This is a genomic window from Streptomyces sp. NPDC087270 (assembly GCF_044744625.1).
GTDB lineage: Bacteria > Actinomycetota > Actinomycetes > Streptomycetales > Streptomycetaceae > Actinacidiphila.
The window spans coordinates 124156-149107 of sequence record NZ_JBIUYR010000005.1; the positions used below are offsets into that span (position 1 = coordinate 124156).

A 24952-nucleotide genomic window follows, 5' to 3' on the forward strand; every position below is an offset into this window, starting at 1 on the left:
TCACGGGCCGGCCGGAGCGGATACGGACGGGCGGGCGGCGCGGATACGGACGGGCGGGCGCCCAGGAGCGGCGCCCGCCCGGTCGGTCGAGCCGGTCACGGTCGGACCAGTCGGTTGAGCCGGTCGCGGACGGGACGGTCGGTTGAGCCGGTTCGCGGTCGAGCCGGGCTCAGTTGAGCCGGTCGCGCCAGTCGGTCGGCACGCGCTCGGCCGGGCCGGGCACCGGCTGGTCGGCCGGGTGGCTCTGCGGCGCGGCGAGTCGGGGGCCGTCCTCGACGTACTGCTCCTTGGCGTAGTTCCAGAACCACTCCTCGCCGGGCTCGAAGCTGCGGATCACCTGGTGGCCGGTGGCGGCCGCGTGGGCGCCGGCGTGCTGCGCGGGTGAGGAGTCGCAGCAGCCGATGTGGCCGCAGGCCGCGCAGCGGCGCAGGTGGAGCCACCAGCCGCCGCCGGCCTCGCACTCCATGCAGCCGGTACCGCTGGGCGGCACCGAGGGGTCGATGGTCCCGGAGGTCCCGGGCGTGCCCTGGTCGTCGGACGGGGTCATACGGCTTCCTCCTCGCTGTCCTGACCGGTCTCGGACGTGCTCAGCGGCAGGCAGACCCGGAAGCGGGTGTCGCCCGGCTCGGACTCGACCGTCAGGTCGCCGTGGTGCTTGTTGACCACGATCCGCCAGGAGATGTCGAGGCCGAGGCCGGTGCCCTGGCCGACCGGTTTGGTGGTGAAGAACGGCTCGAAGATCCGCTGCCGGATCTCCGGCGGAATCCCCGGACCGGTGTCGCGGAACTCCACTACCAGGTTGCCGTGCTCCCGCCAGGTCCGCACGGTGAGCGTGCCCTCGCCGTCCATCGCGGCGACCGCGTTGTCGACGAGGTTCGTCCACACCTGGTTCAGCTCGCCCGGGTAGGCGGGGATGGGCGGCAGGGCGGGGTCGAACTCCTTGACCACCCGCACCTTGGCGCCGATCTTCCCGGCGAGCATCTGCAGGGTGCTGTCGAGGAGTTCGTGCACGTCGACCACCTGGTAGGGGGCGCGGTCGAGCTGGGAGTACTGCCGGGCGGCGTCGACCAGGCCGGAGATACGGGTGGTGGAGTCCTCGATCTCGTTCATCAGCAGCTCGGTCTCGACGGTGTAGTTCAGCCACCGCACCGCGCTCTCCAGCACCGCGCCGTCGACGGCCGCGGCGACCTGGTCCAGCCACTCCTCGTCGAGCCCGGCCTGGACGAAGGCCGGCGCCAGGTCCCAGCCGCCCGCGATGTCGTGCGCGTCCATCCAGTCCGCGATCGCGTCCTCCCGGTCGGAGGCGTCCATCGGGCTGAGCTGCTCGGCCTTCGCGACCCGCTCGGCGGCCCGCTCCTGGACGCCGACGAGGGTGTCCAGGTCGGCCTGCCGGTAGGGGCCGCCGGCGAGGATCTTCAGCTTGTGCCGCATCCCGGCCACCCGCTCGCGCAGCGAGGCGGTGGCCCGCAGCGCCGCGGCGGCCGGGTTGTTCAACTCGTGGGTCAGGCCGGCCGACAGGGAGCCCAGCGCGAGCAGCCGCTCCCGCTGGCTGACCACCTGCTGGAACGACTTGTTGCCGAAGAACAGGCCCTCCAGCAGGTGCACGGCCATCGGGAACCACTCGGTGACGATCCGCGAGAAGTCGTCGGCCGCCAGCACGAAGAAGCGCGAAGGCGCGGTCACCCGCATGGAGTTGGTGTACCGCTGGGGCACCCGGTCGCCCAGGTACGCCTGGAAGGCGCCGGAGTACACGCCGCGCTGCGAGGTCCTGGCCACCTCCACGTCGTCGTCGCCGACCCGCCGGGAGGTCACCAGGGCGCCGTCCAGCAGCACGTAGAAGCAGGTCGCCGGGTCGCCCTCGGCGAAGACCGGGCCCGGCTCGATCGTCTCCACCCGGCCGATCCGGCACAGCTCGGCGAGCTGCTCGGGCGAGAGCTTCTCGAACAGGAAGAGCGTGCGCAGCTCGTCCGGGTCGCAGGGGTCCAGCGGGCGCTGCGGGGCCTGCGGGGCCTGCGGGGCCTGCGTGGAGTTCTTCGGCGGGTTCTGCGGCGAGTTCTGCGCCGGGTTCTCGGTCACAGCCCCTCCAGGTAGCGGTGTACGAGCATGACGGCCATCGCGCCCTCACCGACCGCGGACGCCACCCGCTTCGCGGACTCGGCCCGCACGTCGCCGGCCGCGAAGACGCCCGGCACGCTGGTCTCCAGGTGGTACGGCAGCCGGTCCGGCTGCCAGCCGGGCGGACGGCGGCCGTCCTCGGTGACGAGGTCCGGGCCGGTCAGCACGAAGCCGTGCCGGTCGCGGTGGACGGTGCCGTCCAGCCAGTCGGTGCGCGGCGCGGCGCCGATGAAGACGAACATCCGGTGCGCGTCGACCAGTTCGGTGCCGCCGGTGTCGGCGTCGCGCAGCGCCAGGCCCTCCAGGTGCTCCTCCCCGTGCACGGCGGTGACCGAGGTCCGGGTGCGTACCCGGATGGTGGGGATGTCGGCGATCTGCTGGATCAGGTAGTGCGACATGGACGCTTCCAGGGACGCGCCGCGCACCAGCAGCGTCACCGACTTGGCGTGCCGGGACAGGTAGACGGCGGCCTGGCCGGCGGAGTTGGCGCCGCCGACGATGTACACGTCCTGGCCCTCGCAGCCGGCCGCCTCGGTCAGCGCGGAGCCGTAGTACACGCCACGGCCGGTGAGTTCGGCCAGGCCCGGCACGTCGAGCTGCCGGTAGGCGACGCCGGTGGTGAGGATCACGCTCTGCGCGGCGATCGCCGAGCCGTCGGAGAACCGTACGGTGCGGGCCGGGCCGCTGGTCTCAAGTGCGTTGACCTCGCAGGCGGTCAGCAGCTCCGCGCCGAAGCGGGTGGCCTGGCGGCGGGCGCGGTCGGTGAGTTGGGCGCCGGAGATCCCGTCGGGGAACCCGAGGTAGTTCTCGATCCGCGCGCTCTGCCCGGCCTGCCCGCCGGTCGCGGTCCGCTCCACCAGGACGGTGCGCAGCCCCTCGGAGGCGCCGTAGACCGCGGCGCCGAGCCCGGCCGGGCCGCCGCCGATCACCACCAGGTCGTAGAACTCCTCGGCCGGCGAGGTGGACAGGCCGACCTGCGCGGCCAGGTCCTGGTCGGACGGTTCCAGCAGCGCCTCGCCGCCCGGCGCGATCACCAGCGGCAGCCGCAGCCCGTCCTGCCCGGCGGCCTCCAGCAGCCGCCGGCCCTCGGCCTGGTCGGACTGATACCAGCGGTAGGGCACCTGGTTGCGGGCCAGGAACTCCCGCACGTCGGAGGAGCGCGCCGACCAGCGGTGCCCGACCACCTTCGTCTCGGGCACCGGGCGGTGGTCGGAGCACAGCCAGCTCTCCAGCAGGTCGTCGACCACCGGGTAGAGCTTCTCCTCCGGCGGGTCCCACGGCTTGAGCAGGTAGTGGTCGAGGTCGACCACGTTGATCGCGTCGATCGCGGCGCCGGTGTCCGCGTAGGCGGTGAGCAGCACCCGGCGGGCGCCGGGGTAGATGTCCATCGCCTGTTCGAGGAACTCGATACCGGTCATGTTCGGCATCCGGTAGTCGGCCAGGATCACCGCGACCAGGTCGCCGCGCAGCTTCATCTGTCGCAGCGCGTCCAGCCCGTCCTGCCCGGACTCCGCCCGCACCACGCGGTACCGCTCGCCGTAGCGGCGCCGCAGGTCGCGGGCGACCGCCCGGGACACCCCGGGATCGTCGTCAACGGTGAGGAGCGCGGCGCGGCGCGTGCCGGCGTCCGGCTCAGTCATGGGCATCCCGTCCCCGTGTTGTCGTCCATGTGTTCGGCCGTCTATGTCGTTCAGCGTAGTGGCACCGCCGGTCCGGCGCGCGAGGGAAAATCGGCGCGCGGACCCGGGGCCCGGCCGTGGGCGAGCGACAGGCGGTACGGCGGAGTGCGGGGGGTACGGGGCGGTACCGCGCGGTACGGCGCGGCGCGGGCGGATGCGCCGGTGGTGGGGCGGGCCGCCGTAGGCTGGCGGTATGCAGTCCTACACGATCGGGCAGGCGGCCCGGCTGCTGGGCGTCAGCCCGGACACCGCGCGCCGCTGGGCCGACGCGGGCCGGGTCACCACGCACCGCGACGACGCCGGCCGCCGGCTCATCGACGGCCGCGACCTCGCCGCGTTCTCCGTCGAACTGGCCCAGAACCCCGACACGGAGTCGGACACCTCGCACACCTCGGTCCGGAACGCGTTCCCGGGCATCGTCACGGCCGTCAAGATCGGCGACGTGGCGGCGCAGGTGGAGATCCAGGCGGGCCCGCACCGGCTGGTCTCCCTGGTCACGCGCGAGGCGGTGGAGGAGCTGGGCCTGGAGGTCGGCGCGGAGGCGGTGGCCCGGGTGAAGTCGACAAACGTCCATATCGATCGCCCGTAAGGGCCAGGAATCGCAGGTCAGGCCCCGGGGCGGGGCGGAGTGCCGCCACAGTGCGGCCCCGAGGTCGCGGGCGGGGTGCCGCCGCGGCTCAGGGCGCCGCGCGGTCCGGCACCGCCCGGATCAGCACCAGCGACCCGTCCAGATACGGGCGGCGGCGCAACTCCCCGTACTTCGCGTCCCACGCGCCCGAGCCGATCGCCGCGCGCAGTGCGCCGGTGTACTCCTCGCACACCTCCGGCGGCACGAAGCTCCACGCCGAGCACGCCTGCCGGGCGCCGGGGTCGAGCAGGCGCTCCGGGCGGGCGTAGTACGCCTCGTTGAACCCGTCGGTGCAGTCGGCCGGGATCGGCACCGAGGCCACCGTGCAACTCCCGCCCAGCGCGGCCGTGATGGCCTCGATCGCCGGGTAGCGGCGCGCCTCGGTGTCGAGCACCAGCGGCGCGTACTCGTAGAGCCAGAAGTCCCGTACCAGCGCGGGGTCGCAGGTCACGACGACGACCGGGCCGCGCGCCACCCGCCGCATCTCGCGCAGCCCGGCGACGGTGTCGCTCCACTGGTGCACGCTGAACGTGGTCATCGCGGCGTCGAACCGGTCGTCGGCGAAGGGCAGTTGCTCCGCGGTGCCGGCCACCGCGGGCGGCAGGTGGGCGGGCCGCTGGGCGCGCATCGCCGCCGACGGCTCCACCGCGACCACCTCGGCGCCGGCCGGCTCGTACGACCCCGCGCCGGCACCGACGTTGACCACGGTGCGGGCACCGCCCAACGCGTCCGCCACCACGCGCGCGATCCGCGGGTCGGGCTGCCGGTACGCGCTGTAGCCGCCGCCGATCACCCCGTAGTCCGCGTCTCCCGCGCTTCCGTCCGTCACGCCTTCCCGCACGTCTCCCATGCCTCCGAACCTACCCGCCCGCACCGCCCGGGTGGCCGAGCCCCCGCCGGGCGGGGCGGGCGGGGTTGGCCGGTTCTCCCCCGTCGCACCGGACTTCGGGCGGCTCTCGCGCCCCGTGGCGGCGCCGCACCGTCGGCTTCGGGACAGATTCCGCTCAGCGCCCGAGGCGCCCTTCCCTCCGCACGGAGCGTGAACTAACGTGACGTTTGGGTTAGTTGCCCCAAGCATCTAGTGGTATGGGCAACTACCCCGTGCGCCACAGCAGTTGCACCCCGCATCAGACATCTCACCCTCACCCCCGGAGGAGAGAGCCCGCCATGGCCGCAGCAGGACCGCACCCCGCCGCCCGTACCAGCCCGCCCACGACCGCGCACCCGAGCCCCTCGACGACCCTGGACGCCGGCAGCGGCGCATGCCCCGTCACCGGCGCCGGACCGTACACCGCGCTCCCCGACCCCTTCGACGCCCCCGCGCCGCACGGGGCCTGCCCCTTCGACCCGCCGCCCGCCTACCAGCAGGCCCGGCGCGAGCGCCCGGTCGCCCGTACCACGCTGTGGGACGGCTCGTCCTGCTGGATGATCACCCGCCACGAGGACGTCCGCCGCACGCTGCGCGACGACCGCTTCAGCGCCGAGGCGCACCGGCCGGGCTTCCCGTTCCAGAACCCCGGCCGCAGGGCGCTCGCCACCGGCCGGCCGACCTTCATCCGGATGGACGACCCCGACCACGCGCGGCTGCGCCGGATGCTCACCGCGGACTTCATGATCCGCAAGGTCGAGTCGTTACGGCCGCAGGTCCAGGAACTGGCCGACGAGTTGCTGGACTCGATGACCAAGGGCCGCCACGAGGCCGACTTCGTCGCCGACTTCGCACTGCCGCTGCCGTCGGTGGTGATCTGCCTGCTGCTCGGCGTGCCGTACTCCGAGCACGCCTTCTTCCAGCGGTGCAGCAGCACCATGCTCCGCGCCGATGCCACCGAGGCCGAGGTGACCACCGCGCAGGACGAACTGCTCGGCTACCTCGCCGAGTTGACCCGCACCAAGCGGCACTCCCCGGACGACGGCATCCTCAGCCGGCTCGCCGAGCAGGGCGAGCTGTCCGACGACGAGATCGCCCGGATGGGGCGGCTGCTGCTGGTCGCCGGTCACGAGACGACCGCGAACATGACCTCGCTGTCCACCCTCGCGATGCTGCGCAACCCGCGCGAACTGGAGCGGATGCGCGCCGCCGGACCCGACGAAGTCAAGTCGGCCGTCGAGGAGTTGCTGCGCTACCTGACCGTCATCCAGGGCGGGGTGACCCGGGTCGCCACCGAGGACGTCGTCATCGGGGACACCGTGATACGCGCCGGCGAGGGCGTGTTGTGCATGATCAGTGCCGCCAACCGCGACGAGGACGTCTTCGCCGACGCCGACCGGCTCGACCTGGCCCGCCCGGGCAGCCGCCGCCACATCGCCTTCGGGTTCGGCGTGCACCAGTGCCTCGGCCAGCCGCTGGCGCGGCTCGAACTCCAGGTCGCGCTGCCCACCGTGCTGCGCCGGCTGCCCAATCTGCGGCTGGCGATCCCCTTCGAGGACGTCCGCTTCCGCCACGACATGCTCGTCTACGGCGTGCACTCCCTCCCCGTGGCCTGGTGACCGCACCCCCGATCCCCCAGCCGCCCCACGGGAAGGACCCCGCCCATGCGCATCCACGTCGACCAGGACAAGTGCTGCGGTTCCGGCATGTGCGTGCTGGCCGCGCCCGAGGTGTTCGACCAGCGCGACGCCGACGGCATCGTCGAACTGCTCGACCCCAAGCCCCCGCAGACGATGTGGGCCGACGTCCGCGACGCCGCCGCCGGCTGCCCCTCCTGGGCCATCGAGGTCGACGAGACCTGAGATTCCTCCCCCGGGAACCCGCGGGAACCCGTGGGAGAGCGCTCTTCTGGTACGACGAACGGCCAGGAGAGCGCTCTCCCATGCCCGCTCCCCCGCGACACCGCCGCCTCGCCGCAGAAAATTCTCGTGGGCGCGCTCCCACGGCCCCGCCCCGCTGCCAGCGGGTTCGTCCCGCCGGCAACCGTCCGACCGATGCGTCGCTGGTCCGGACCATTGACACCCGCTTCCTGGATCTGACTTCATGGCTGGCGGTACGGCAAGCGCCCCCACGCGCGAGACCGGCAGCCGGCGAACGGTCGGCCGCCGCCCGGCCGCACCGTTCGATACCGAACCCAAGCCCTCCTTCCGCTGCGCGGGGCGGGTGCGGCGCCCCGCGCCATGGGAGCGCTCTCACCACCTCGCGGAGCCGGACCCCCACCCGAAAGGATCGGCTCATGACGCGACCAACAGGCCGGATACGGGCCGCCGCGGTGATCGCGGCCGTCTGTGCGGCGCTGTTCGTGCCCGCCGCCGGCGCCCACGCGACGGGCACGGCCGCCCCGGCGGACACCACCAACTGCCAGCCGCAGGGCTCGGTGAGCCTGGCCGGCGGCGAGTACACGTTGCAGAACAACGAGTGGAACTCCTCCGCGCCCCAGTGCGTGACCGCCACCACCGGCACCGCCTGGTCGGTGAGCACCGCGAACTTCGACCTCTCCGGCGGCGCGCCGGCCACGTATCCGTCGATCTACAAGGGCTGCCACTGGGGTGCGTGCACCACCGGCAGCAACCTGCCGATCCAGGTGAGCAAGCTGGCGAGCGCGACCTCGTCCTGGTCGACGGTCCAGCCCGCGACGGGCGCGTACGACGTGGCGTACGACCTGTGGACCAACTCCGCGGCCACCACCGGCGGCCAGCCGGACGACAGCGAGATCATGATCTGGCTCAACAGCCGTGGCGGGGTCTCCCCGTTCGGCAGCAAGACCGCCACCGCGACCATCGGCGGCCTGAACTGGGACGTGTACACCGGCCGCCAGACGTCATGGAACATCGTGTCGTACGTGCTCCAGGGTGGCGGAACGTCGGTCAACGGCCTGGACGTCAAGGCGCTGATCGACGACTCGGTGAGCCGGGGCACGACCGGCGCCGACTCCTATCTCATCGACGCGGAGGCCGGGTTCGAGATCTGGCAGGGCGGTCAGGGCCTGGGGACGAACTCGTTCTCGTTCGACGCGACGCAGGGCACCGGCACCGGGACCGGCGGCGGTACGACCGGGGCGATCCAGGGGTACGGCGGCAAGTGCGTCGACATCGCGGGGGCGAATCCCGCCGACGGCACGGCAGTTCAGCTCTACGACTGCAACGGCACCGCCGCGCAGCAGTGGACGGTGGGCGCCGACTCCACGCTGCGGGCGCTCGGCAAGTGCCTCGACGTCAAGGCGGCGGGCACCGCGAACGGCACTCCGGTGCAGCTCTACGGCTGCAACGGCACCGGTTCGCAGGTGTGGCGAGCAGGAACCGGCGGCACCCTGGTCAACCCGCAGTCGGGCCGCTGCCTCGACGCCACCGGCCCGAGTTCCGCCAACGGCACGCCCCTCCAGATCTGGGACTGCGGGGGCGCCGCCAACCAGCAGTGGACGCTGCCGAGTTGACCGGGCCCGGCTGAACGGGCCGACCGGCCGGGCCGGTTGACCGCCTCCGGTCGACCGCCTCCGGTCGACCGGGCCCGGCTGAACGGGCCAGGGCGCGGCTACTCCGTCGCGTCGCGCTCTGGCCCACCGTCCACCGGCCGGGCCGCCACCATGGCCAGCAGCGCCTTCTTGTCGGGCTTGCCGCTGGGCGCGACCGGGACGGCGGCGAGCACGGTGAGCGTGGCGGGGACGGCGCCGTCGCCGAGTACGGCCCGTACGGTGGCGCGCAGTTCGGCGGGGTCGGGGACCCGGTCGGGCGAGGCCGGCACGATGAAGGCGTGGGCCGCCTCGCCGGTCGACTCGTCGGGGGCGGCGACGACGTAGGACTGGTCGACGTCCGGGTGGGTGGTCAGGGCGGACTCGATGGCGGCGGTGTAGTGGAGGATCGCGTTGACGAAGACGACGTCGCGGGCGCGGCCGGCCAGCCGCAGGAAGCCGTCGTCGCCCAGGGTGCCGAGGTCGCGGGTCCTGATCCAGCCGTCGTGGACGACCTCGCGGGTCTGCTCCTGGTCGTTCCAGTACCCGGACATGGCCCCGCCGGCCTGGACCCAGACCTCGCCGGCGGCTCCGGTGGGCACGGGCTGCCCGGCGGGGTCGCGTACGGATATGCCGACGCCGGGCATCGGGCGGCCGACGGAGTCCCGTACTCGGTCTCCGTACCGGTCCTGGTCGGCGGGGGTGAGCAGCGCGAGCATGCCGGTCTCGGTCTGGCCGTAGCCCTGGTAGACGACCGGGCCCAGCCGGTCGGCCGCCTCGGCGAGGCGGTGCGGGGGCAGCGGTGAACCGGCGACGAGCAGGGCGCGCATGCTGCTGGTGTCGACGTCCTCGGTGCGCAGCGTGTCGAGCACCTGGTACAGGCGCGGGACCGTGCACAGGCACGCGGTGACGCGGTGGCGCTGCCAGGTGTGCGGGAAGGAGACCGGGGGTTCGGGGATGACCGCGGTGCCGCCGCCGAGCAGGCACAGCGCCAGGTGTTCGAGCATCACCGCGCTGGTGAGGGTGCCGAAGACGAGGAACCTGCGGTAGCCGTCGGCGAGTTGGCGGGTGGTGGCGCTCCACCGCGTCGGCTGCCAGGACCAGTGGTCGCCGAGCGCGCGGTAGGTCTGGGCGCAGCCCTTGGGGTTGCCGGTGCTGCCGCTGGTGAGGGTGATCAGGGCGATGTCGTCGGGGCGGCCGCGCGCGGTCAGTCCGGCGCGGGGCGCCGTGTCGCCGGCCTCGGCGTCGCGCGGGCCGTCGCCGGTCGCGGAGCCGCGCGGGCCCATGCCGCCGTCGCCACTGCTGCCGCCGAGCAGGTCGCGTTCGACGTCCAGCACGGCGCTGCCCGCCGCCTTGGCCGCGTCGGTGAGCGCGTCGGTGCGGGTGGTGTCGTCGGTGAGGACCGTGTCGATGTCCTGGGCCAGCACGTGGCGGAGTTGAGCGGGCGTCAGGCCGGGCCGCAGTCCGACGACGCGGCAGCCGAGCAGGTGGGCGGCGATCTGGGCGGCGAATCCGGCGGGGGTCACATCGGTGGTGAGGGCGACCGCGCGGCCGGGTCCGAGGCCGGCGGCGGCGAGGCCGGCGGCGCAGTCGCGGACCAGGTCGAGGACCCGGCCGCGGCTGACCGGCCGGGTCCGGAACTCGAAGGCGGCGGTGTCCGGGTCGCGGGCGAACGCGTCGATCAGGGGTTGCGGAAACACCGATTCGGCCGGATTGCTCATCTTTCCCTCCGATCCACGCGATCGGCCGCGGGCGCGTTTCGACCACGGCAAACCGCCTCGGGCGGCGTCCGGACATAGCGGAGGCGCGGGCCGGCAAGCGCTCCGAGTCGAGGGCGAAGTTATCCGGCCGGGGCCATTTCCAATCACCGAAAGATATGTGACATGGATCACATTACGCACCCTGGATGGCTCTTTGAACCCTCAACTAGGGTGTTGCATCTCCATCGGGGGAACGATCGGGAGGGCATATGTCGGGAGAAGAGCGGATCGACTACCTGGTGGTAGGCGCCGGACCCGCTGGAATCCAGGCCGGGTATTTCCTGGAACGCGCCGGCCGCGACTATCTGGTGGTCGAGGAGGGCGCGGCACCGGGGACGTTCTTCACGAGGTTTCCCCGGCATCGCACGCTGATCTCGATCAACAAGGTGCACACCGGCTGGGACGACCCGGAGTTGCGGCTGCGCACCGACTGGAACTCGCTGCTGTCCGACGAGCGCGGCCCGCTCTTCACCGCGGTCACCCCCCGCTATTTCCCCTCCGCCGACGACATGGTCGGCTACCTCGCGGACTTCGCCGCCACCCATCGGCTGCGCATCCGCTACAACACCCGCATCGCCCACATCAGCCGTCCCGCGCACCTGCACGGGGACTTCCTGGCCCAGGCCGCCGACGGCACCGCGCTGCGGGCGAAGCGCCTGATCGTGGCCACCGGCGTGACCCGCCCGCACATCCCGCCGATCGACGGCGTGGAGCTCGCCGAGCCGTACGGCGAGGTGTCGGTCGACCCGGCCGAATTCACCGGAAAGCGGGTGCTGATCATCGGCCGCGGGAATTCCGCCTTCGAGACCGCGGACAATCTCGTGGAGACCGCGTCGGTGATCCACATGGTGGGCCCCGGATCGCTGCGACTGGCCTGGCAGACCCATTTCGTCGGCCATCTCAGGGCGGTGAACAACAACTTCCTCGACACTTATCAGCTCAAGTCGCAGAACGCGCTGCTGGACGGCGAGGTCGTCTCGATCAGGCGATCGGACGAGGACGGCCGATATCGGGTCGCGGTGAAATTCGTCCGGGTCGCGGAAGTGGTCAAGGAGATATCCTACGACCGGGTGATCCTGGCCACCGGATTCAGATTCGACGCGTCCTTGTTCGCCGAGGAGTGCCGTCCCGAGCTGACGATCAAGGACCGGTTCCCGGCGCAGACCGACGCGTGGGAGTCGGCCAACGTGCCCGACCTGTATTTCGCCGGCACGATCACCCAGGTCCGCGACTTCAAGAAGTCCACCAGCGGCTTCATCCACGGCTTCCGCTACGGCGTGCGCGCCCTGCACCGCATCCTGGCCCGGCGCTACCACGGCGAGGCATGGCCGCACACGGAGCTGCCGGCCACCCCGGAGGCGGTCGCGGACGCCGTGCTGACCCGGGTCAACCGCACCTCGGCGCTGTGGCAGTTGTTCGGCTTCCTCGGTGACGCGATCCTCGTCGGCGCCGGATCGGTCGGCCACTACGAGGAGGTGCCGGTCGACCACCTCCACCGTTCGCTCGCCGACGGCGAGTTCGGCCCGGTCGACCGCTACCTGACGGTCACCCTCGAATACGGCGCCGACCACGACAAGGTGAACCCGTTCGACATCTCGGTGAACCGGCTCTCGCAGCAGGACACCGGCGGCCTCGACAGCCGCTACCTGCATCCGGTGGTCCGGCTGTGGCAGGACGGGAAGGAGCTGGCCGACCACCACATCACGGAGAACCTGGAGAACGAGTGGGACAGCGAGGAGGTACACCGCACCCCCCTCGTCCGCTTCCTCGCCACGCACCTCTTCCCGGCCGGGCGGCCCGCACCTGACCCCGCTGCGCCGGCGGCCACCCCGGAACCGTCGTGACCGCCCTGTCCACCGGAGCCCTCGACCCGCCCAGCGGTGCCCCCGCCCTGCCGTTCGACGTCCTGGACGAGCTGCGCGACCAGGCCCGGGCCCGACTCGACCCCGTGCACTGGGACTTCTACGAGGGCGGCGCCGGCCGGGAGACCGCCGTGGCCGAGAACGTCAGCGCCTTCGGCCGCCTCGCCCTGCTGCCCCGGATACTGCGCGGCGCCGGCCCGCCGGACACCGCGGTCGAACTGCCCGGGGCCCGCGCGGCGACACCCGTCCTGGTCGCGCCGACCGCCTTCCACCGCCTCGCCCACCCCGACGGCGAGCGGGCCACGGCCCGTGCCGCGGCGGCGGCCGGCACCGTACTGATCACCTCGATGGCCGCGACCACCGCCGTCGCCGACGTCGTGGCGGCCGCCCGGGAGGTACGCGCGGACGCGGCCGTGTGGTTCCAGCTCTACCTCCAGCCGCGGGCCGACGTCACCGACGCGCTGGTGCGGCGGGCCGAGGACGCGGGCTGCACCGCGCTGGTGGTGACCGCGGACTCCCCCGTCTTCGGCCGCCGCGCCCGCGACGACCGCAACGGCTTCCACGACCTGCCGCCCGGCTACGCGGCGGAGAACATGCGCGGCCTGCCCGGCGGCCCCCCGGACGCGCCGCTCGACATCGCGATGAGCCCCGCACTGTCCTGGGACGACCTGCGCAGGCTGCGGGAGCGCACCGAACTGCCCGTGCTGGTCAAGGGAGTTCTGTACCCGGACGACGCCCGCCACGCGATCGGCGACGGCGCGGACGGGCTGATCGTCTCCAACCACGGCGGCCGGCAGCTCGACGCCGCGCCCGCCACCATCGAGGCGCTGCCCCGGATCGCCGAGGCCGTCGCCGGCCGCGTCCCGGTGCTGCTCGACGGCGGGATACGGTCCGGGGCCGACGTGGTGGCCGCGCTGGCGCTCGGCGCCACGGCGGTCGGCATCGGCCGGCCCGTGCTGTGGGGGCTGGCCGCCGAGGGCGAGGCCGGGGTGGCGCGGGTGCTGGCGGAGCTGGCCGAGCAGACCGCGCACGTGCTGACGCTGTGCGGCGCCCGGGACTGCGCCGACCTCAACCGCGACCAGGTGGTCGTCCGCGGCGGGCAGGGGGTGGCGGGCGCATGACGCCGAACGCCGCGCGGGGTTTGTCCCGGGGCGCCGCCGTGGCCGCGGTCGCGCTGTCCAGTCCGTACTGGCTGCCGAAGGCCCTGGTCGCCTTACGCGTCAAGGTGTTCGCGAAGGTCAACGGGCCCGAGGGCGTGATCGTCCCGAACGAGCGGGTCGGCCCGGAGCGGTTCGCCGAGTTGTACGCGCACCCCGCCGCGAGCGGCCGCAGCAAGGGCGCGGGGCTGTCGGACCTGTTCTGGTACTGGCTGTCGCCGGGGCCCGAGGTGCACCAGGAGCACCTGGAGCCGGGCCCGCGCTACGACGCGGTGGCGCGGACCACCAGCTCGATCCTCGCCGGGACCAGCGCCGAGCTGTCCGCCGCCGCGGGCCGGTGCGCGGCACGCGTGCTGGACGAGCGGATACCCGGCCGGGCCGCGCTGGTGCGGCTGCGCGACCTGATGATGCCGATCTGGGCGGAGTTCTTCCACGAGCTGGTGTTCCGCGAGCCGTGCCCGCCGGACGTACGGCGGCTGATCGTGGACAACGCCGAGGACGTGGTCAACTCGCTGAAGAACACCCGGCTGCGGCACATGGACCGGCGGGCCCGGCTGACCCGCTACCTGCTGCGCCGGCTGGCCGCGAACGAGGTGCCGCACGACCTGCCCGCGGAGCTGGCCACCCCGCGCGACCGCGCCCACTACCTCCAGGGCACCTTCTTCAACACCGCCGTGGTGCAGATGTCGGAGGCGATGGCACACCTGCTGCTGGTGCTCGCCCAGCACCAGGACGTCCAGCGCCGGCTGGCCGAACACCCCGACGACGACCACGACTTGGGCAACGTCATGAACGAGACGCTGCGCATGTACCCGCTGTTCGGCATCGCGCACCGGATCACCGGCGCCGACATCGACCTCGGCCCGGGCGCCGCCTACCCGGCCGGCACGGTGCTGTGCTTCGACTACGCCGCCTACCACTCCACCGGTTACCAGGACCCGGAGGTCTTCGACCCGGGCCGCTGGGACCGGCTGTCGGCGAAGGACGCGCACCACATCCCGTTCGGGGTCGCGGCGAACCGGCCGTGCCCGGCGTGGCGGCTGTCGCCGCTGGTGATGCGGGCCGTCACCCGCGAGGTGCTGAGCCGTTTCACCCTGCACTCGTCGGTGTCCCACACCCGCTCCATCCCGCACCGCGCGCCCTGCCTGCTGGTCGCCCGCGACCGGCCGCTGCCCCGCTACCGGATCGGCGCCGTGCTGGCCGCGCTGAGGGTCCGGGACCGCTGGGAGGACCTGGGGCGCAGCGTGCTCCAGGCGGTGTTCGGCACCTGGATGGTGGTGGACGCGCGGCGGCTGCGGCTCACGGAGACGTGGTTCGCCGCGCACGACACGCAGGGCCGCCCGCTGCCGTCCGCCGCGCCGACGGACACCGAGCCACCGGCCACCGCGCCACCATCCGCCGCGTCGACGGACACCGTCCCACCGACCGCCGGGTCACCGGCCACCGCGCAGCCGACCGCTGCCCCGCCGACCTGCCCGTACCACCGCGACTGAGCCGCACGCCTTTCCCCCACGCCGTCCCCGCCGAAGGGCTGCTCCCCATGTCCTCCACCGAACTGGGCACCGCTTTCCTGCTGGCCGTCGCCGTCATCCTGGTGCTGTGCCGGCTGGTCGCGCTGCTGCTGCGACCACTCGGGCAACCGCCGGTCGTCGCCGAGATGATCGCCGGGGTGCTGCTCGGCCCGTCGGTGCTCGGGCTGGTGCTGCCGTCCGTCGAGCACCACCTGTTCCCGGCTGCCTTGCACCCGATGCTCTACGTCGCCGGCCAACTCGGCCTGGTGTTCTTCATGTTCCAGTCGGGGTACGACTTCCGGCTGGAGCGGATCAAGCCGGTGGCGAGGTCGGCGGCGCTGATCTCGGCGGCCGGCAGCGCCACGCCGCTGCTGCTGGGCGCCGGGCTGACCTGGGCCGTGCACGGCTCCGTGGACACCTCGCCGCCCGGGGTGCCGCTGCACGTGACGGCGCTGTTCGTCGGCGTCACGCTGGCGATCACCGCGTTCCCGATGCTGGCCCGGATCATCACCGAGAACGGGCTGTCCGGCACCGCGTTCGGGACCATCTCGCTGGCGGCCGGCGCGATGGACGACGTCGCCGCGTGGATCATGCTCGCGGGCGTGGTCAGCCTGGCGCGCGGCAGCGCGCACACGGTGGTGCTCGCCGCCGCCGGCGCGGCCGGGCTGGTCGTGCTGCTGACCGTGCTGATCCGGCTGCGCGGGCCGGCGCTGCGGGTCACCGAGCGGCTCAGCGACGAGCAACTGCTGCTCGCCACCGTGCTGTTCCTGTGCGCGGCCGCCTGGTACACCGACCGGATCGGCCTGTACGCGGTGTTCGGCGCGTTCAGCCTGGGCGCCGCGTTCCCGCGCTCGCCGCGCATCGACCGCACGATCGAGGCGACCGCGCCCCTCAGCCGGATCTTGCTGCTGCCGCTGTTCTTCACCTACTCCGGGCTGAACACCGACGCGGGGCTGCTCAGCGACCCGAAACTGCTCCTGTTCGCGGTGGGGTGCACGGTCGCGGCCGTGGTCGGCAAGTTCGGCGCGTGCTGGGCCGCGGCGCGGCTGGGCGGGCAGCCGCCCGCGGTGGCGCTGCGGATCGGCACCCTGATGAACGCGCGCGGCCTGATGCAGCTCATCGCGATCAACGTCGGCCTGTCCGAGGGGATCGTGTCGCCGTCGATGTTCACGGTGCTGGTGGTGGTCGCGGTGGTCACCACGGTGATGGCGACGCCGCTGCTGCGGCTGTGGGACCGGCTGGACGGCGGGGTGCCGGCCGAGCCGGACGCGACCGGTGCGGCCGGCGCCTCGACGCCGCCGCCCGCGCCGAGGCCGCCCCTCGCCGCGTCCACCGCGCCGGAGGGCCGTGGCGGGTCGCGCAGTTCCTCTCCCTGAGCTTCGCCAGGGTGGTGCCCCAGCCCCCTGAGGAGATGCGGCTCTCCTCCGCGAAGGAACGACGGTTTGCCTCAGAGGCAAGACTTTTGCCTCTGAGGCACATCATGTTGTTCCATGGGTTCATGGACGACGCGACCGCCACCCCGGACACCGCCGACGCGGTCGGCGCCGATGCCTCGGCCCTGGCCCCGCGGCTGCGGGACCGGCGGCGCGCGAGCGGCCTCACCCTGGAGGCCGCGGCCCGCCGCGCGGACCTCTCGGCCGCGCACCTGTCCCGGCTGGAGTCCGGCCTGCGCCAGCCGTCCCTGCCGGTGCTCCTCGGCCTCGCCCGCCTGTACGGCACCACCGTCTCCGATCTGCTGGGCGAGACGGCGGCCGAGCCCGATCCCATCGTACGCGGCGCCTCGATGGCCGCGGTGCCCGCCGGCGGCTGGACGTACCGGCGGGCCGGCGGCACCGGGCGGGCCATGCAGGCGCTGCGCGTGCACGTGCCCGCCCATGCCCAGGGCGGCCTGGTCCGGGTGCACCCCGGCGAGGAGTGGCTCTACGTCACCGCCGGGGTGCTCGAACTCTCACTCGGCGACCGTTCCCACACCCTGGCCGCCGGGGACTCCGCGCACTTCGACTCGCTCGTACCGCACCGGCTGGCGGCCGGCGGTCCGGACGGGGTCGACCTGCTCTTCGTCCACACCCTCATGCAGAGCGAGACGTCGGCACTGTGCGTCGTGCCGCGCGAGCCCGCCGACCCCCGAGGAGGCCGTTCATGACCACGAACCCCGCCGAGCCGCGTGCCCACCCCGCGCCGGAGCCCACCGCGGAGCCCGCGCCGACCCCGGGGCCCGGTCCCGGCCCGGCCGGTCCCGAGGCGGAGTCCGTGCCCGTCGTCGTGGTCGTGCCAGCCCTCGACAGCACCGAGAAGCACAAGGAGCGCGCGGTGATCCTGCGCGTCCTGGTGTACGTCGCGGTGGCGCACTTCATGGCGTTCTTCCTGTGGCTGATGTTCGCGGTGATCGGCAAGAGCTGAGCCGTACGGCTCGGGGCGCCCGGAACCGGCTCGGGCGCTCAGAACCGCAGGGTGACGCTGCGGCCCGGCGCCGTCCGCACCGTGTGGACCGTGCCGCCCGCCACCACTTCGGTGCTGCGGCCGCCCACGCTGCGGATCACGGCCTGCCGCACCCGCCCGTCGCGCCAGGTCAGGTCAACGGTGAAGCCGCCGCGGGCGCCGACCCCGGTGATGTGGCCGCTGCCCGCCCACGCCTTCGGCAGCGCGGGCAGCAACTCGATCCGGCCGGGCCGGGAGTACACCAGCATCTCCACCATCGCCGACGGCGTGCCGAAGTTGGCGTCGATCTGGAAGACGCTGCTGTCCTGCCCGAGCTGGTAGATGTCGAAGAAGTTCAGCGCGGAGCCGTTGCTGTCCGCGGTGGAGGGCCGCAGGTTGGTGGTGACCAGCTGGTACGCCTTCTCCGCGTCGTGCAGCCGGGCCCAGCACAGGGCGCGCCAGGCGTTGGCCCAGCCGTAGCTGTCCATGCCGCGGGCGGTGAGCAGCGCGCGGACGGCGGCGACGAGGTCGGCGGGCGAGGAGTCGAGGGTGATGCGGTCACCGGGGAAGAACCCGATCAGCGGGGAGAGGTGGCGGTGCTGGTCCTCGCCGAGGTTGTCCGGCGACATCCACTCCTCCAGCCAGCCGTTGGCCGGGCTGATCCGCGGCAGGTAGAGCCGGTCGCGCAGGCCGCCGATGGTGCGGGCGAAGCCGGCGTCCTTGCCGAGGAGCTGGGCGGCGGTGCGGTAGTTGCCGAACAGTGCCCAGACCAGTTCCTGGGAGTAGGTGTTGCCGATGCCGTCCTGCGGGCCCTGCTCGGGCGACCAGTCCTTGTCGTCGACGAGCACCTCGCGGTCCTCGCCGGTGGCGGGGTCGGTGACGGTCATGGACACCAGCCGGGCCTGCCAGAACTCGCAGGCGCCCTTGAGCAGCGGGTAGATCCGGGCCAGGGTGCGGGCGTCCTGGGTGTACTCGTAGTGATCGAAGAGGGAGTTGGCGATCCAGGCGTTTGCCGCGGGGTGCCACCACCAGCCGGAGCCGCCGTGGATGTTGGTGGAGAACGCGACCGTCCAACCCGCCACCGTGCCGGAGGAGTTGCGGAAGCGGTTGCGGGGGTCGTTGAAGAGCTTGCCGGTGTTCTGCGTCCAGGAGGGGAGTTGGGCGAGGCAGTAGTCGGTGAAGGCGTCGAAGCAGCCGGGCAGCGCGGTGCGGTCGGCCATCCAGTAGTTCATCTGGACGTTGATGTCGGTGTGGTAGTCGCCCATCCAGGCCGGGTCGTTGACGTCCAGCCACAGCGCCTGCAGGCCCATCGGGACGCTGTCGCGGGAGCCGCAGATCATCAGGTAGCGGCCGAACTGGAGGTAGGACGCTTCGAGTTCCGGGTCGGGCGCGGCGCCGTCCGCGGCGCGGGCCTGCAGCCGGGTCCAGGTGTCGGCCTGCTTCTGCTGGTCGGTGGAGGTGCCCAGCGACAGCGTCATCGCGTCGAACAGGCGGCGGTAGTCGGCGACATGGGTGCCGCGCAGGACGGCGGGGCTGTGCCGGAGCGCGGCCCGGGCCTTGGTACGGGCGAGGGCGCGCGGGTCGAGACCGGGGGCGCGGTAGCCGCGGGCGGCGTCGGGGGCGTAGTCGGTGCCGCCGCTGAACACCACGGTGAGGTCGGCGCAGCCGGTGAACTCGATGGCGGTGGCGGTGACCTCGACGGTGCCGGTGCCGCTGGAGGCGGTGACGGCGGCGGCGTAGCGCAGGTCGTTGTCGAAGGCGGCGGCGAAGGACAGGGTGCGGTCGCCGGGGTCGCCGGCCGGGGTCTCGCCATGGGTGCCGGCCAGGGCGATCCGGCCGGTGTGGCTGCCGCCCGCGCTGCTGGACAGGTGGAGCACGATCACGTCGTCGGGGTGGCTGGCGTAGACCTCGCGGGTGTAGGTGGCGCCGCCCTGCCGGTAGGTGGCGGTGACCAGGCCGTTGCTCAGGTCCAGGGTGCGGCGGTAGTCCGTGACGGAGTCCGCGGTGTGGGCGGGTATCTGCACGGAGAGGTGGGCGAGTTGGGTGAGGGAGCCGAACTCGACCTGCTCGTAGGGGAACTGGCCGTCGTCGTCGAGGACGTCGTTGCGGGTGCCGGTCCACAGGGTGCTGTCGGTGATGTAGAGCGCCTCGTCGGCGGGGTCGCCGCCGACGAGCGCGCCGATCCGCCCGTTGCCGACCGGCAGGCCCTGCTGGATCATCGCGTCGGCAGATGCCGGGGCGGTGTACCACAGGCGTACGGCGGCGGCGTCGTCCGTACGGGGGTCGGCGGTGGGCCGTTGGGGCTCCGCGGCGGCCGCGGTGAAGGCCGGCAGCCCGGCGAACGCGGCCAGCGAGCCGGCGGTCCCGGCACCGGCCAGGGCGAGAAAGCTCCGACGACTGGGCCGCTGAGCGGGTGCGGGCTGAGGGGCGGTCATGAGGGGTGGTCCTCCTGTGATGTTCTGCGGCACGCGGGGGGTCCTGGCAGAAACGCAGGAGCAACATAAAACTACTAATTAATGGATTCAAGGGTTCTGACAGCAGTCCTTCGGACGACCTCCCCGGGACAGGACATCCGATGTCTGGGCGGAGCATGCCCATGGCCGAGCGGAGTGATGCGTGCGGCGGGCGGATCTTTCCGACCGCCGGGCACGTCGCCGAAACGTGGGCGCCGAAACGTGGGTGCCCCCGGCCGGGTACCGACTCGGCCCCGGCCGGGGGCAGTCCGGGCGGCCGCGCGGGGAAGGGTCGGCGACCGCCCGGACGGCTCGATCGGTTCAGCTCGCGAAGACCTGGACCTCGGAGAGCTGCGCGGCCGGCCAGCCGGTGTTCGCGGTGAAGTTCAACCGCACGTAGCGCGTGGTGACCGAGGCCGGCAGGGTGACGGTCGCGGCGTTGCCGGTGGCCGGGTCGAACGTGTGGCCGGCGGAGGCGGCGAGCTGGGTGAAGCTGCTGCCGTCGGCGCTGCCCTGCACGGAGAGCGTCTGGGTGCGGGTGGCCCAGGCGGTGGCCGGCGGCAGGTTGAGCACGAGCCGCTTGACCGTGGTGGCGGCGCCCAGGTCGACCTGGAGCCACTGCGGGAAGGCGTTGTTGGCCGACTCCCAGTAGGAGTTGGCGTCACCGTCGGTGGCGTTGCCCGAGCCGTAGGACTGGGTGTGGCTGCTCTCCGACGTGGAACGGTGCAGGGCGAGGTTCCCGGTGGGCGGGGGCGTGGTGCTCCCGCCGACCACCGGCTGGGTGGGGCGGGTGGCGGTGAGGGCGATCTGGCCCTTGAGCATCCGGCCGCCGTCGCCGGTCAGCCGCAGGTAGTAGTCCGACGAGCAGGCCGTGCCGTCCTCGTCGAGCGCCAGGAACCCGGAGTTCGTCGGCACCTGCGCCTGGGTCTCGGCGGTCTTGGCGATCTGGTTGCCCTCGTTGAACTCGTCGAACATCGAGATGTAGACGCTCTGCACGCCGGCCCGGACCATGTTGTAGAACTGCCGCCACATGAAGTCGCCGTGCGCGCGCTGACGGAGCGTCACCGCACCGGGCAGCACGCACGGTTGGTAGTCGATGCCGTAGGTGGCGCACTCCGCCAGGTCCGGCACCGTCGCCACGTTGTAGAAGTTGTCGGCGTCCGAGACGTTGCCGATCCGGCCCACCATCCACGGCGAGAGCATGTCGAACGCGTGGTACACGTCCGAGAAGCCCGCACGCGAGTCGCGGTCCCCGGTACGCCACCAGGTCGGCACCCCGCCGATCACGTAACAGCCCTGGCTCTTGAACCAGTTGACGACGTCCAGGCACGCGTCGGCGGCGAACGGCCGCTGGTTGTCGGCGAACCCGAAGCCCCACACGCACACCACCGGCTTGCCGTTCTGCACCGCGTACGCCGAACTCGCGGTGTGGGCGTGCATCTTGCTGGTCCAGTCGGTCTTGATCTCCGACTGCATGTTCGTCCAGTCGGAGACGTCGTACATGATGTAGAACTTCCGCCCGTACTTCTCGGCGGAGCTGCGCACCTTCGCCGCCATGTCGTCGCGGGTCGGGCCCTCGCTGCCGTTGGGGTTGAAGCGCTGCAGCGCCGCGACGTCGATGCCGTTCTCCTGCAGCCACAGGAAGTGCGTGTCGACGGTCTGCTGGTCGTACGACGAGAACAGCGTGGCCGGCTGGCCGTTGCCGAGCGCCGCGTAGCCGGTCTGGTACGTGTGCGCGTAGTCGCTGACGTCGGGCCACGCCACGATCCCGGTGTTCGACGGCGAGGGCGCCGTCGCGTCGTTCGCGCTCCAGTGCCACCAGGCGTTGATCGGCGCGCCGTCGCCGATACAGGCGAACCAGCCCTGGTAGCCGACGGTCACCTTCCCGACCACGTCGCCGGGACCGCTGGCCGCCGACGCGGACCCCGCGGCCGCGGTCTGCGTGAGGACGGCGGTTCCTGTCGCGGTGGCGGCCACCGCGGCCTGCAGGAAGACCCTGCGTGTGACACCCATCTGGACTCCTCCGATCGGTCGTCAACTCCGGCAACCGCGGGGCTGGTGGGCGGAGATGGACCGGCCCGGCGGCTGGTGCGGGGATCGTAACGACGCGAACACACAGACGCAATAGATCGCGCATCAGGCGAAATATTTGACAGAAGATGTGCAAGAAAGTCGATGTCAATCTCTCTCCTGCATCCCGTATCCCTGCGGGCACAGCCGTGACCGCCATGCGGGTGTGACCGGCGCGGAACCCCGGCCCCCGGTTGCCCGTCCCAGGTCAGCGGGTGCAAGACTGCGCCCGCGAACACGGATCAGGAGGACACGTGGCGGAAGCGACGATCATCGGCAGCGAACGCAGCGAGGCGGGTCTGGCGACCGGGATGGAGGTGCTGCGCCGCGGCGGTTCGGCGCTGGACGCCGTGGAGGCCGCGATGCGGCGCTGCGAGGACAACCCGGCCGACCACTACGTCGGCACCGCGGGTCTGCCCAACGCCCGAGGCGAGGTCGAGCTGGACGCCTCCTTGATGCTCGGCTCCGGCCGCCGGTTCGGCGCGGTGGGCGCGCTGAAGGGCTACCCGAACCCGATCTCGGTGGCCCGCGCGGTCCTGGAGAAGCTGCCCCAGCACAGCCTGCTGGTCGGCGAGGGCGCCGCGCTCTTCGCCGAGGAGTGCGGGTTCACCACCGCCGACCTGATCACCGACGAGTCCCGCGAGCTGTGGCGCAAGCAGGTCGCCGACTCCCGCGAGTCGGTCGAGGGCGAGAACACCGCCGCCACCGACGGCGACGCCCGCTACCGGGAGAGCGCCCTCGCGCTGATCCGCCGGCTCGCCCCGCACGACGGCCCCTGGGGCACCATCAACATCATCGCCCTCGACGCCACCGGCGAGATGTGCGTGGGCGTGTCCACCTCCGGCTACCCCTACAAGTACCCCGGCCGGGTGGGCGACTCGGCGCTGCCCGGCGCCGGCAACTGGTGCGACCTGCGGGCCGGCGGCGCCGCCTGCACCGGCCGCGGCGAGCTGAGCATGCGCGGCGGCACCGCCCGCACCATCGTGGAACTGCTCTCCGACGGGCAGGAGCCGGCCGACGCGTGCCGGGCCGCGCTCGCCGACGCCGCCACCTTGCCGGACGACTTCCGCGCGGAGTTGCGCGCCCTGGCGATGACCCCCGACGGGCGCCACGGCGGCGCGGCCGGCCAGCAGGGCAGCGTCTACGGTCTGATGACCGACGCGTCCACCGAGCCGGAGTTCCGCCCGAGAATCGTGCTGTGAGCGCGGTGGGTGCCGCGCGCACCGTGAACGACGTGAGTGCCGTACGCACTGTGAGTGCCGTGAGTGCCGTGAGTGCCGTACGCACTGTGAGTGCCGTGAGTGCCGTGAGGAGCCTGCTGTGAAGATCTTCCTGTCCTCCGACATGGAGGGCACCGCCGGAGTCGTCGACTGGTCGCAGTGCCGGCACGGCCAGCCCGAGTACGCGTACTACCGCACCCTCCTGCAGGAGGAGGTCAACGCCGCGATCGAGGGCGCCGCGGCCGGCGGCGCGACCGCGTTCCTCGTCAACGACTCGCACTCCACGATGTCCAACCTGCGCCCCGACGCGCTGGCCGGCCGGGCCCGTTACCTGTCCGGTCGGCACAAGCCGCTCTACATGATGCAGGGCCTGGACGACTCGTTCGACGCGGTCTTCTTCGTCTCGTACCACGGCTCCATGTCCAGCGCGCCCGCCACCTTGTCGCACACCTACAACCCGGCCGCGATCGCCGAGGTCCGGCTCAACGGCGTGGTCGCCGGCGAGAGCGGCATCAACGCGCTGGTCGCTCTCGGCCACGGCGTCCCGGTGGTCCTGATCACCGGCGACGACACCACCGCGGCCGAACTGCGCCCCTTCTGCCCGGACGCGGTCGGCGCCGTCGTGAAGTCGTCCGTGTCCCGGTTCGCCGCCGACAGCATGCATCCCGAAGAGGCCCGCGAGGTGATCCGCTCGGCGGCCCGCCGCGCCGTGCAGACCCTCCCCTCGGCGTCCCTCCCGGCGATCGAACTGCCCGCCACGCTCACCGTCCGCATGCGCAACCCCGACCTCGCGGAGATGGCCACCTGGATCACCGGCGTCGAACCGGACCCGGCCGACCCGCTCACGGTCACCCTCACCGACCAGGACCCGGTGCGGCTGTACCGGACGTTCGTGACGGTCGTGCTGCTGACCCGGGGCATCGCGGAGTGACGGCGTAGCCGATCCGCGGCCTTCGTACGATTCGCGGGTGTTCGCGAATGTTCGCGGAGATTCGCGCCGTTCACGGTATACGCGGCTTCCGTCGCGTTGTCAGTGGGATGCGTCATGCTGGCGGGAAAGGAAGCGGGCAGGCGCGGCAGCGGAGGTGGCGGCATGGGAGCGGAGCACCAGGACACGGGTGCCGGAGTGGGCGTGCTGGACCGGCGGTTCAGCGAACCGGCTGCGGAGCCGAGCACCTGGGCGGAGGTCGGCGAGGTGCTCTCCGCCGCGGGCACGTACTGGCTGACGACCGTACGGGCCGACGGTCGCCCGCATCTCACGCCGCTGATCGCGGTCTGGCACCGCGAGGCGATGTACTTCTGCACGGGCGAGGGCGAGCAGAAGGCACGCAACCTCGCGGTGCACCCCGAGGTGGTCCTCGCCACCGGCGGCAGCGCGCTCAAGGACGGGCTCGACGTGGCGGTGGAGGGCACTGCCGTGCGCGTCACCGGGCAGCGGCGCCTGGCGGAGCTGGCGGCGGCATGGGTGGCGAAGTACGGCGAGGAGTGGCGGTTCGAGCCGCTGGACGACGGCTTCCGGCACGCGGGGCCGAACGGCGGGGCGCTGGGCACGGTGCCGGTGTTCGAGGTGGCGCCGACCACGGTCTTCGCCTTCCGCAAGGGCGGGACCTACGCCCAGACCCGCTTCCGGCCCCAGCGCTAGGACCGCCCGTAGCTCCGGACGCCGCCCGCGCTTCCGCCCCGCGCCCCGTACCCGGCCTCGC

General features: G+C 72.8%; 20 protein-coding genes. 13 read left to right on the plus strand and 7 right to left on the minus strand.

Features of this window, described 5'->3' with window-relative positions; translation table 11 throughout:
• Positions 1-169 precede the first annotated feature (169 nt).
• The 3 genes from ACIPAE_RS11930 to ACIPAE_RS11940 all read right to left on the minus strand — a co-directional run bounded on the left by ACIPAE_RS11930 (position 170) and on the right by ACIPAE_RS11940 (position 3755).
• Positions 170-547 (minus strand): UBP-type zinc finger domain-containing protein, encoded by a 378-nt coding sequence (locus ACIPAE_RS11930; RefSeq protein WP_402444643.1) that lies wholly within the window; start codon positions 545-547, stop codon positions 170-172.
• Complete coding sequence (locus ACIPAE_RS11935) at positions 544-1986, minus strand: ATP-binding protein (RefSeq protein ID WP_402445039.1); 1443 nt, start codon at positions 1984-1986, stop codon at positions 544-546. Before ACIPAE_RS11935 ends, ACIPAE_RS11930 begins: the two co-directional genes overlap by 4 nt.
• 86 nt (positions 1987-2072) lie before the next feature.
• Positions 2073-3755 carry an FAD-dependent oxidoreductase gene (locus ACIPAE_RS11940; protein WP_329362739.1) on the minus strand — a complete coding sequence of 561 codons (1683 nt, stop codon included), beginning with the start codon at positions 3753-3755 and terminating at the stop codon, positions 2073-2075.
• A gap of 232 nt (positions 3756-3987) precedes the next feature.
• Between ACIPAE_RS11940 and ACIPAE_RS11945 the strand changes: the two genes are divergently transcribed.
• A complete protein-coding gene (locus tag ACIPAE_RS11945; protein ID WP_328471907.1) occupies positions 3988-4383 on the plus strand; it encodes a helix-turn-helix transcriptional regulator in 396 nt (131 codons plus the stop codon).
• Positions 4384-4471: 88 nt separating this feature from the next.
• Here ACIPAE_RS11945 and ACIPAE_RS11950 read toward each other — a convergent pair whose 3' ends face one another.
• A complete protein-coding gene (locus ACIPAE_RS11950) occupies positions 4472-5272 on the minus strand; it encodes a class I SAM-dependent methyltransferase (protein WP_402444646.1) in 801 nt (266 codons plus the stop codon).
• 317 nt (positions 5273-5589) lie between these two features.
• Here ACIPAE_RS11950 and ACIPAE_RS11955 point away from each other — a divergent pair, with 317 nt between their 5' ends.
• From ACIPAE_RS11955 to ACIPAE_RS11965, 3 genes are all read left to right on the plus strand, one after another.
• The gene (locus ACIPAE_RS11955) at positions 5590-6909 is read left to right on the plus strand and encodes a cytochrome P450 (protein WP_366410245.1); all 1320 of its coding nucleotides are present in this window, start codon (positions 5590-5592) and stop codon (positions 6907-6909) included.
• A gap of 45 nt (positions 6910-6954) precedes the next feature.
• On the plus strand, positions 6955-7152 hold the full coding sequence (locus tag ACIPAE_RS11960) for a ferredoxin (RefSeq protein ID WP_329362745.1): 198 nt from the start codon (positions 6955-6957) through the stop codon (positions 7150-7152).
• A 434-nt stretch (positions 7153-7586) separates the two neighbouring features.
• Positions 7587-8783 (plus strand): GH12 family glycosyl hydrolase domain-containing protein, encoded by a 1197-nt coding sequence (locus ACIPAE_RS11965; RefSeq protein WP_329362747.1) that lies wholly within the window; start codon positions 7587-7589, stop codon positions 8781-8783.
• Positions 8784-8881: 98 nt separating this feature from the next.
• Here the strand turns inward: ACIPAE_RS11965 and ACIPAE_RS11970 are convergent, their stop codons facing one another.
• Positions 8882-10519: a class I adenylate-forming enzyme family protein gene (locus ACIPAE_RS11970; RefSeq protein ID WP_402444648.1), complete on the minus strand. Its 1638-nt coding sequence runs from the start codon at positions 10517-10519 to the stop codon at positions 8882-8884.
• Positions 10520-10767: 248 nt separating this feature from the next.
• Between ACIPAE_RS11970 and ACIPAE_RS11975 the strand changes: the two genes are divergently transcribed.
• From ACIPAE_RS11975 to ACIPAE_RS12000, 6 genes are all read left to right on the plus strand, one after another.
• On the plus strand, positions 10768-12402 hold the full coding sequence (locus ACIPAE_RS11975) for an NAD(P)-binding domain-containing protein (RefSeq protein WP_366410248.1): 1635 nt from the start codon (positions 10768-10770) through the stop codon (positions 12400-12402).
• A 5-nt stretch (positions 12403-12407) separates the two neighbouring features.
• Positions 12408-13541 (plus strand): alpha-hydroxy acid oxidase, encoded by a 1134-nt coding sequence (locus ACIPAE_RS11980; protein ID WP_402445041.1) that lies wholly within the window; start codon positions 12408-12410, stop codon positions 13539-13541.
• The gene (locus ACIPAE_RS11985; protein ID WP_402444650.1) at positions 13538-15070 is read left to right on the plus strand and encodes a cytochrome P450; all 1533 of its coding nucleotides are present in this window, start codon (positions 13538-13540) and stop codon (positions 15068-15070) included. Before ACIPAE_RS11980 ends, ACIPAE_RS11985 begins: the two co-directional genes overlap by 4 nt.
• Before the next feature lie 47 nt (positions 15071-15117).
• Positions 15118-16464 (plus strand): cation:proton antiporter, encoded by a 1347-nt coding sequence (locus ACIPAE_RS11990; RefSeq protein WP_402444652.1) that lies wholly within the window; start codon positions 15118-15120, stop codon positions 16462-16464.
• 122 nt (positions 16465-16586) lie between these two features.
• Positions 16587-17231, plus strand: a complete 645-nt coding sequence (locus tag ACIPAE_RS11995) for an XRE family transcriptional regulator (RefSeq protein ID WP_329362758.1) — start codon at positions 16587-16589, stop codon at positions 17229-17231.
• Positions 17228-17488, plus strand: a complete 261-nt coding sequence (locus ACIPAE_RS12000; protein WP_402444654.1) for a DUF6126 family protein — start codon at positions 17228-17230, stop codon at positions 17486-17488. The genes ACIPAE_RS11995 and ACIPAE_RS12000 overlap by 4 nt, the downstream gene beginning before the upstream one ends.
• Positions 17489-17526: 38 nt before the next feature.
• Here the strand turns inward: ACIPAE_RS12000 and ACIPAE_RS12005 are convergent, their stop codons facing one another.
• Together ACIPAE_RS12005 and ACIPAE_RS12010 are read right to left on the minus strand one after the other, a co-directional pair.
• Entirely contained in the window at positions 17527-19941 is a 2415-nt protein-coding gene (locus tag ACIPAE_RS12005) for a glycosyl hydrolase family 95 catalytic domain-containing protein (protein WP_366410251.1), read from the minus strand.
• 339 nt (positions 19942-20280) lie between these two features.
• Positions 20281-21972, minus strand: coding sequence for a discoidin domain-containing protein (locus ACIPAE_RS12010; RefSeq protein WP_329362762.1), 1692 nt, complete (start codon positions 21970-21972; stop codon positions 20281-20283).
• 311 nt (positions 21973-22283) lie between these two features.
• Here ACIPAE_RS12010 and ACIPAE_RS12015 point away from each other — a divergent pair, with 311 nt between their 5' ends.
• From ACIPAE_RS12015 to ACIPAE_RS12025, 3 genes are all read left to right on the plus strand, one after another.
• The gene (locus ACIPAE_RS12015) at positions 22284-23231 is read left to right on the plus strand and encodes a N(4)-(beta-N-acetylglucosaminyl)-L-asparaginase (protein ID WP_328471882.1); all 948 of its coding nucleotides are present in this window, start codon (positions 22284-22286) and stop codon (positions 23229-23231) included.
• Positions 23232-23349: 118 nt separating this feature from the next.
• Complete coding sequence (locus ACIPAE_RS12020; protein ID WP_328471880.1) at positions 23350-24180, plus strand: M55 family metallopeptidase; 831 nt, start codon at positions 23350-23352, stop codon at positions 24178-24180.
• A 162-nt stretch (positions 24181-24342) separates the two neighbouring features.
• Positions 24343-24891, plus strand: a complete 549-nt coding sequence (locus tag ACIPAE_RS12025) for a pyridoxamine 5'-phosphate oxidase family protein (protein WP_402444658.1) — start codon at positions 24343-24345, stop codon at positions 24889-24891.
• Positions 24892-24952 lie beyond the last annotated feature (61 nt).

Excerpts from the sequence above, each read along its gene's own strand:
- ACIPAE_RS11930 (WP_402444643.1), bottom strand. The coding sequence starts at position 547 with ATGACCCCGTCCGACGACCAGGGCACGCCCGGGACCTCCGGGACCATC.
- ACIPAE_RS11940 (WP_329362739.1), bottom strand. The coding sequence starts at position 3,755 with ATGACTGAGCCGGACGCCGGCACGCGCCGCGCCGCGCTCCTCACCGTT.
- ACIPAE_RS11945 (WP_328471907.1), top strand. The coding sequence starts at position 3,988 with ATGCAGTCCTACACGATCGGGCAGGCGGCCCGGCTGCTGGGCGTCAGC.
- ACIPAE_RS11950 (WP_402444646.1), bottom strand. The coding sequence starts at position 5,272 with ATGGGAGACGTGCGGGAAGGCGTGACGGACGGAAGCGCGGGAGACGCG.
- ACIPAE_RS11955 (WP_366410245.1), top strand. The coding sequence starts at position 5,590 with ATGGCCGCAGCAGGACCGCACCCCGCCGCCCGTACCAGCCCGCCCACG.
- ACIPAE_RS11960 (WP_329362745.1), top strand. The coding sequence starts at position 6,955 with ATGCGCATCCACGTCGACCAGGACAAGTGCTGCGGTTCCGGCATGTGC.
- ACIPAE_RS11965 (WP_329362747.1), top strand. The coding sequence starts at position 7,587 with ATGACGCGACCAACAGGCCGGATACGGGCCGCCGCGGTGATCGCGGCC.
- ACIPAE_RS11970 (WP_402444648.1), bottom strand. The coding sequence starts at position 10,519 with ATGAGCAATCCGGCCGAATCGGTGTTTCCGCAACCCCTGATCGACGCG.
- ACIPAE_RS11975 (WP_366410248.1), top strand. The coding sequence starts at position 10,768 with ATGTCGGGAGAAGAGCGGATCGACTACCTGGTGGTAGGCGCCGGACCC.
- ACIPAE_RS11985 (WP_402444650.1), top strand. The coding sequence starts at position 13,538 with ATGACGCCGAACGCCGCGCGGGGTTTGTCCCGGGGCGCCGCCGTGGCC.
- ACIPAE_RS11990 (WP_402444652.1), top strand. The coding sequence starts at position 15,118 with ATGTCCTCCACCGAACTGGGCACCGCTTTCCTGCTGGCCGTCGCCGTC.
- ACIPAE_RS11995 (WP_329362758.1), top strand. The coding sequence starts at position 16,587 with ATGGACGACGCGACCGCCACCCCGGACACCGCCGACGCGGTCGGCGCC.
- ACIPAE_RS12000 (WP_402444654.1), top strand. The coding sequence starts at position 17,228 with ATGACCACGAACCCCGCCGAGCCGCGTGCCCACCCCGCGCCGGAGCCC.
- ACIPAE_RS12005 (WP_366410251.1), bottom strand. The coding sequence starts at position 19,941 with ATGACCGCCCCTCAGCCCGCACCCGCTCAGCGGCCCAGTCGTCGGAGC.
- ACIPAE_RS12010 (WP_329362762.1), bottom strand. The coding sequence starts at position 21,972 with ATGGGTGTCACACGCAGGGTCTTCCTGCAGGCCGCGGTGGCCGCCACC.
- ACIPAE_RS12025 (WP_402444658.1), top strand. The coding sequence starts at position 24,343 with ATGGGAGCGGAGCACCAGGACACGGGTGCCGGAGTGGGCGTGCTGGAC.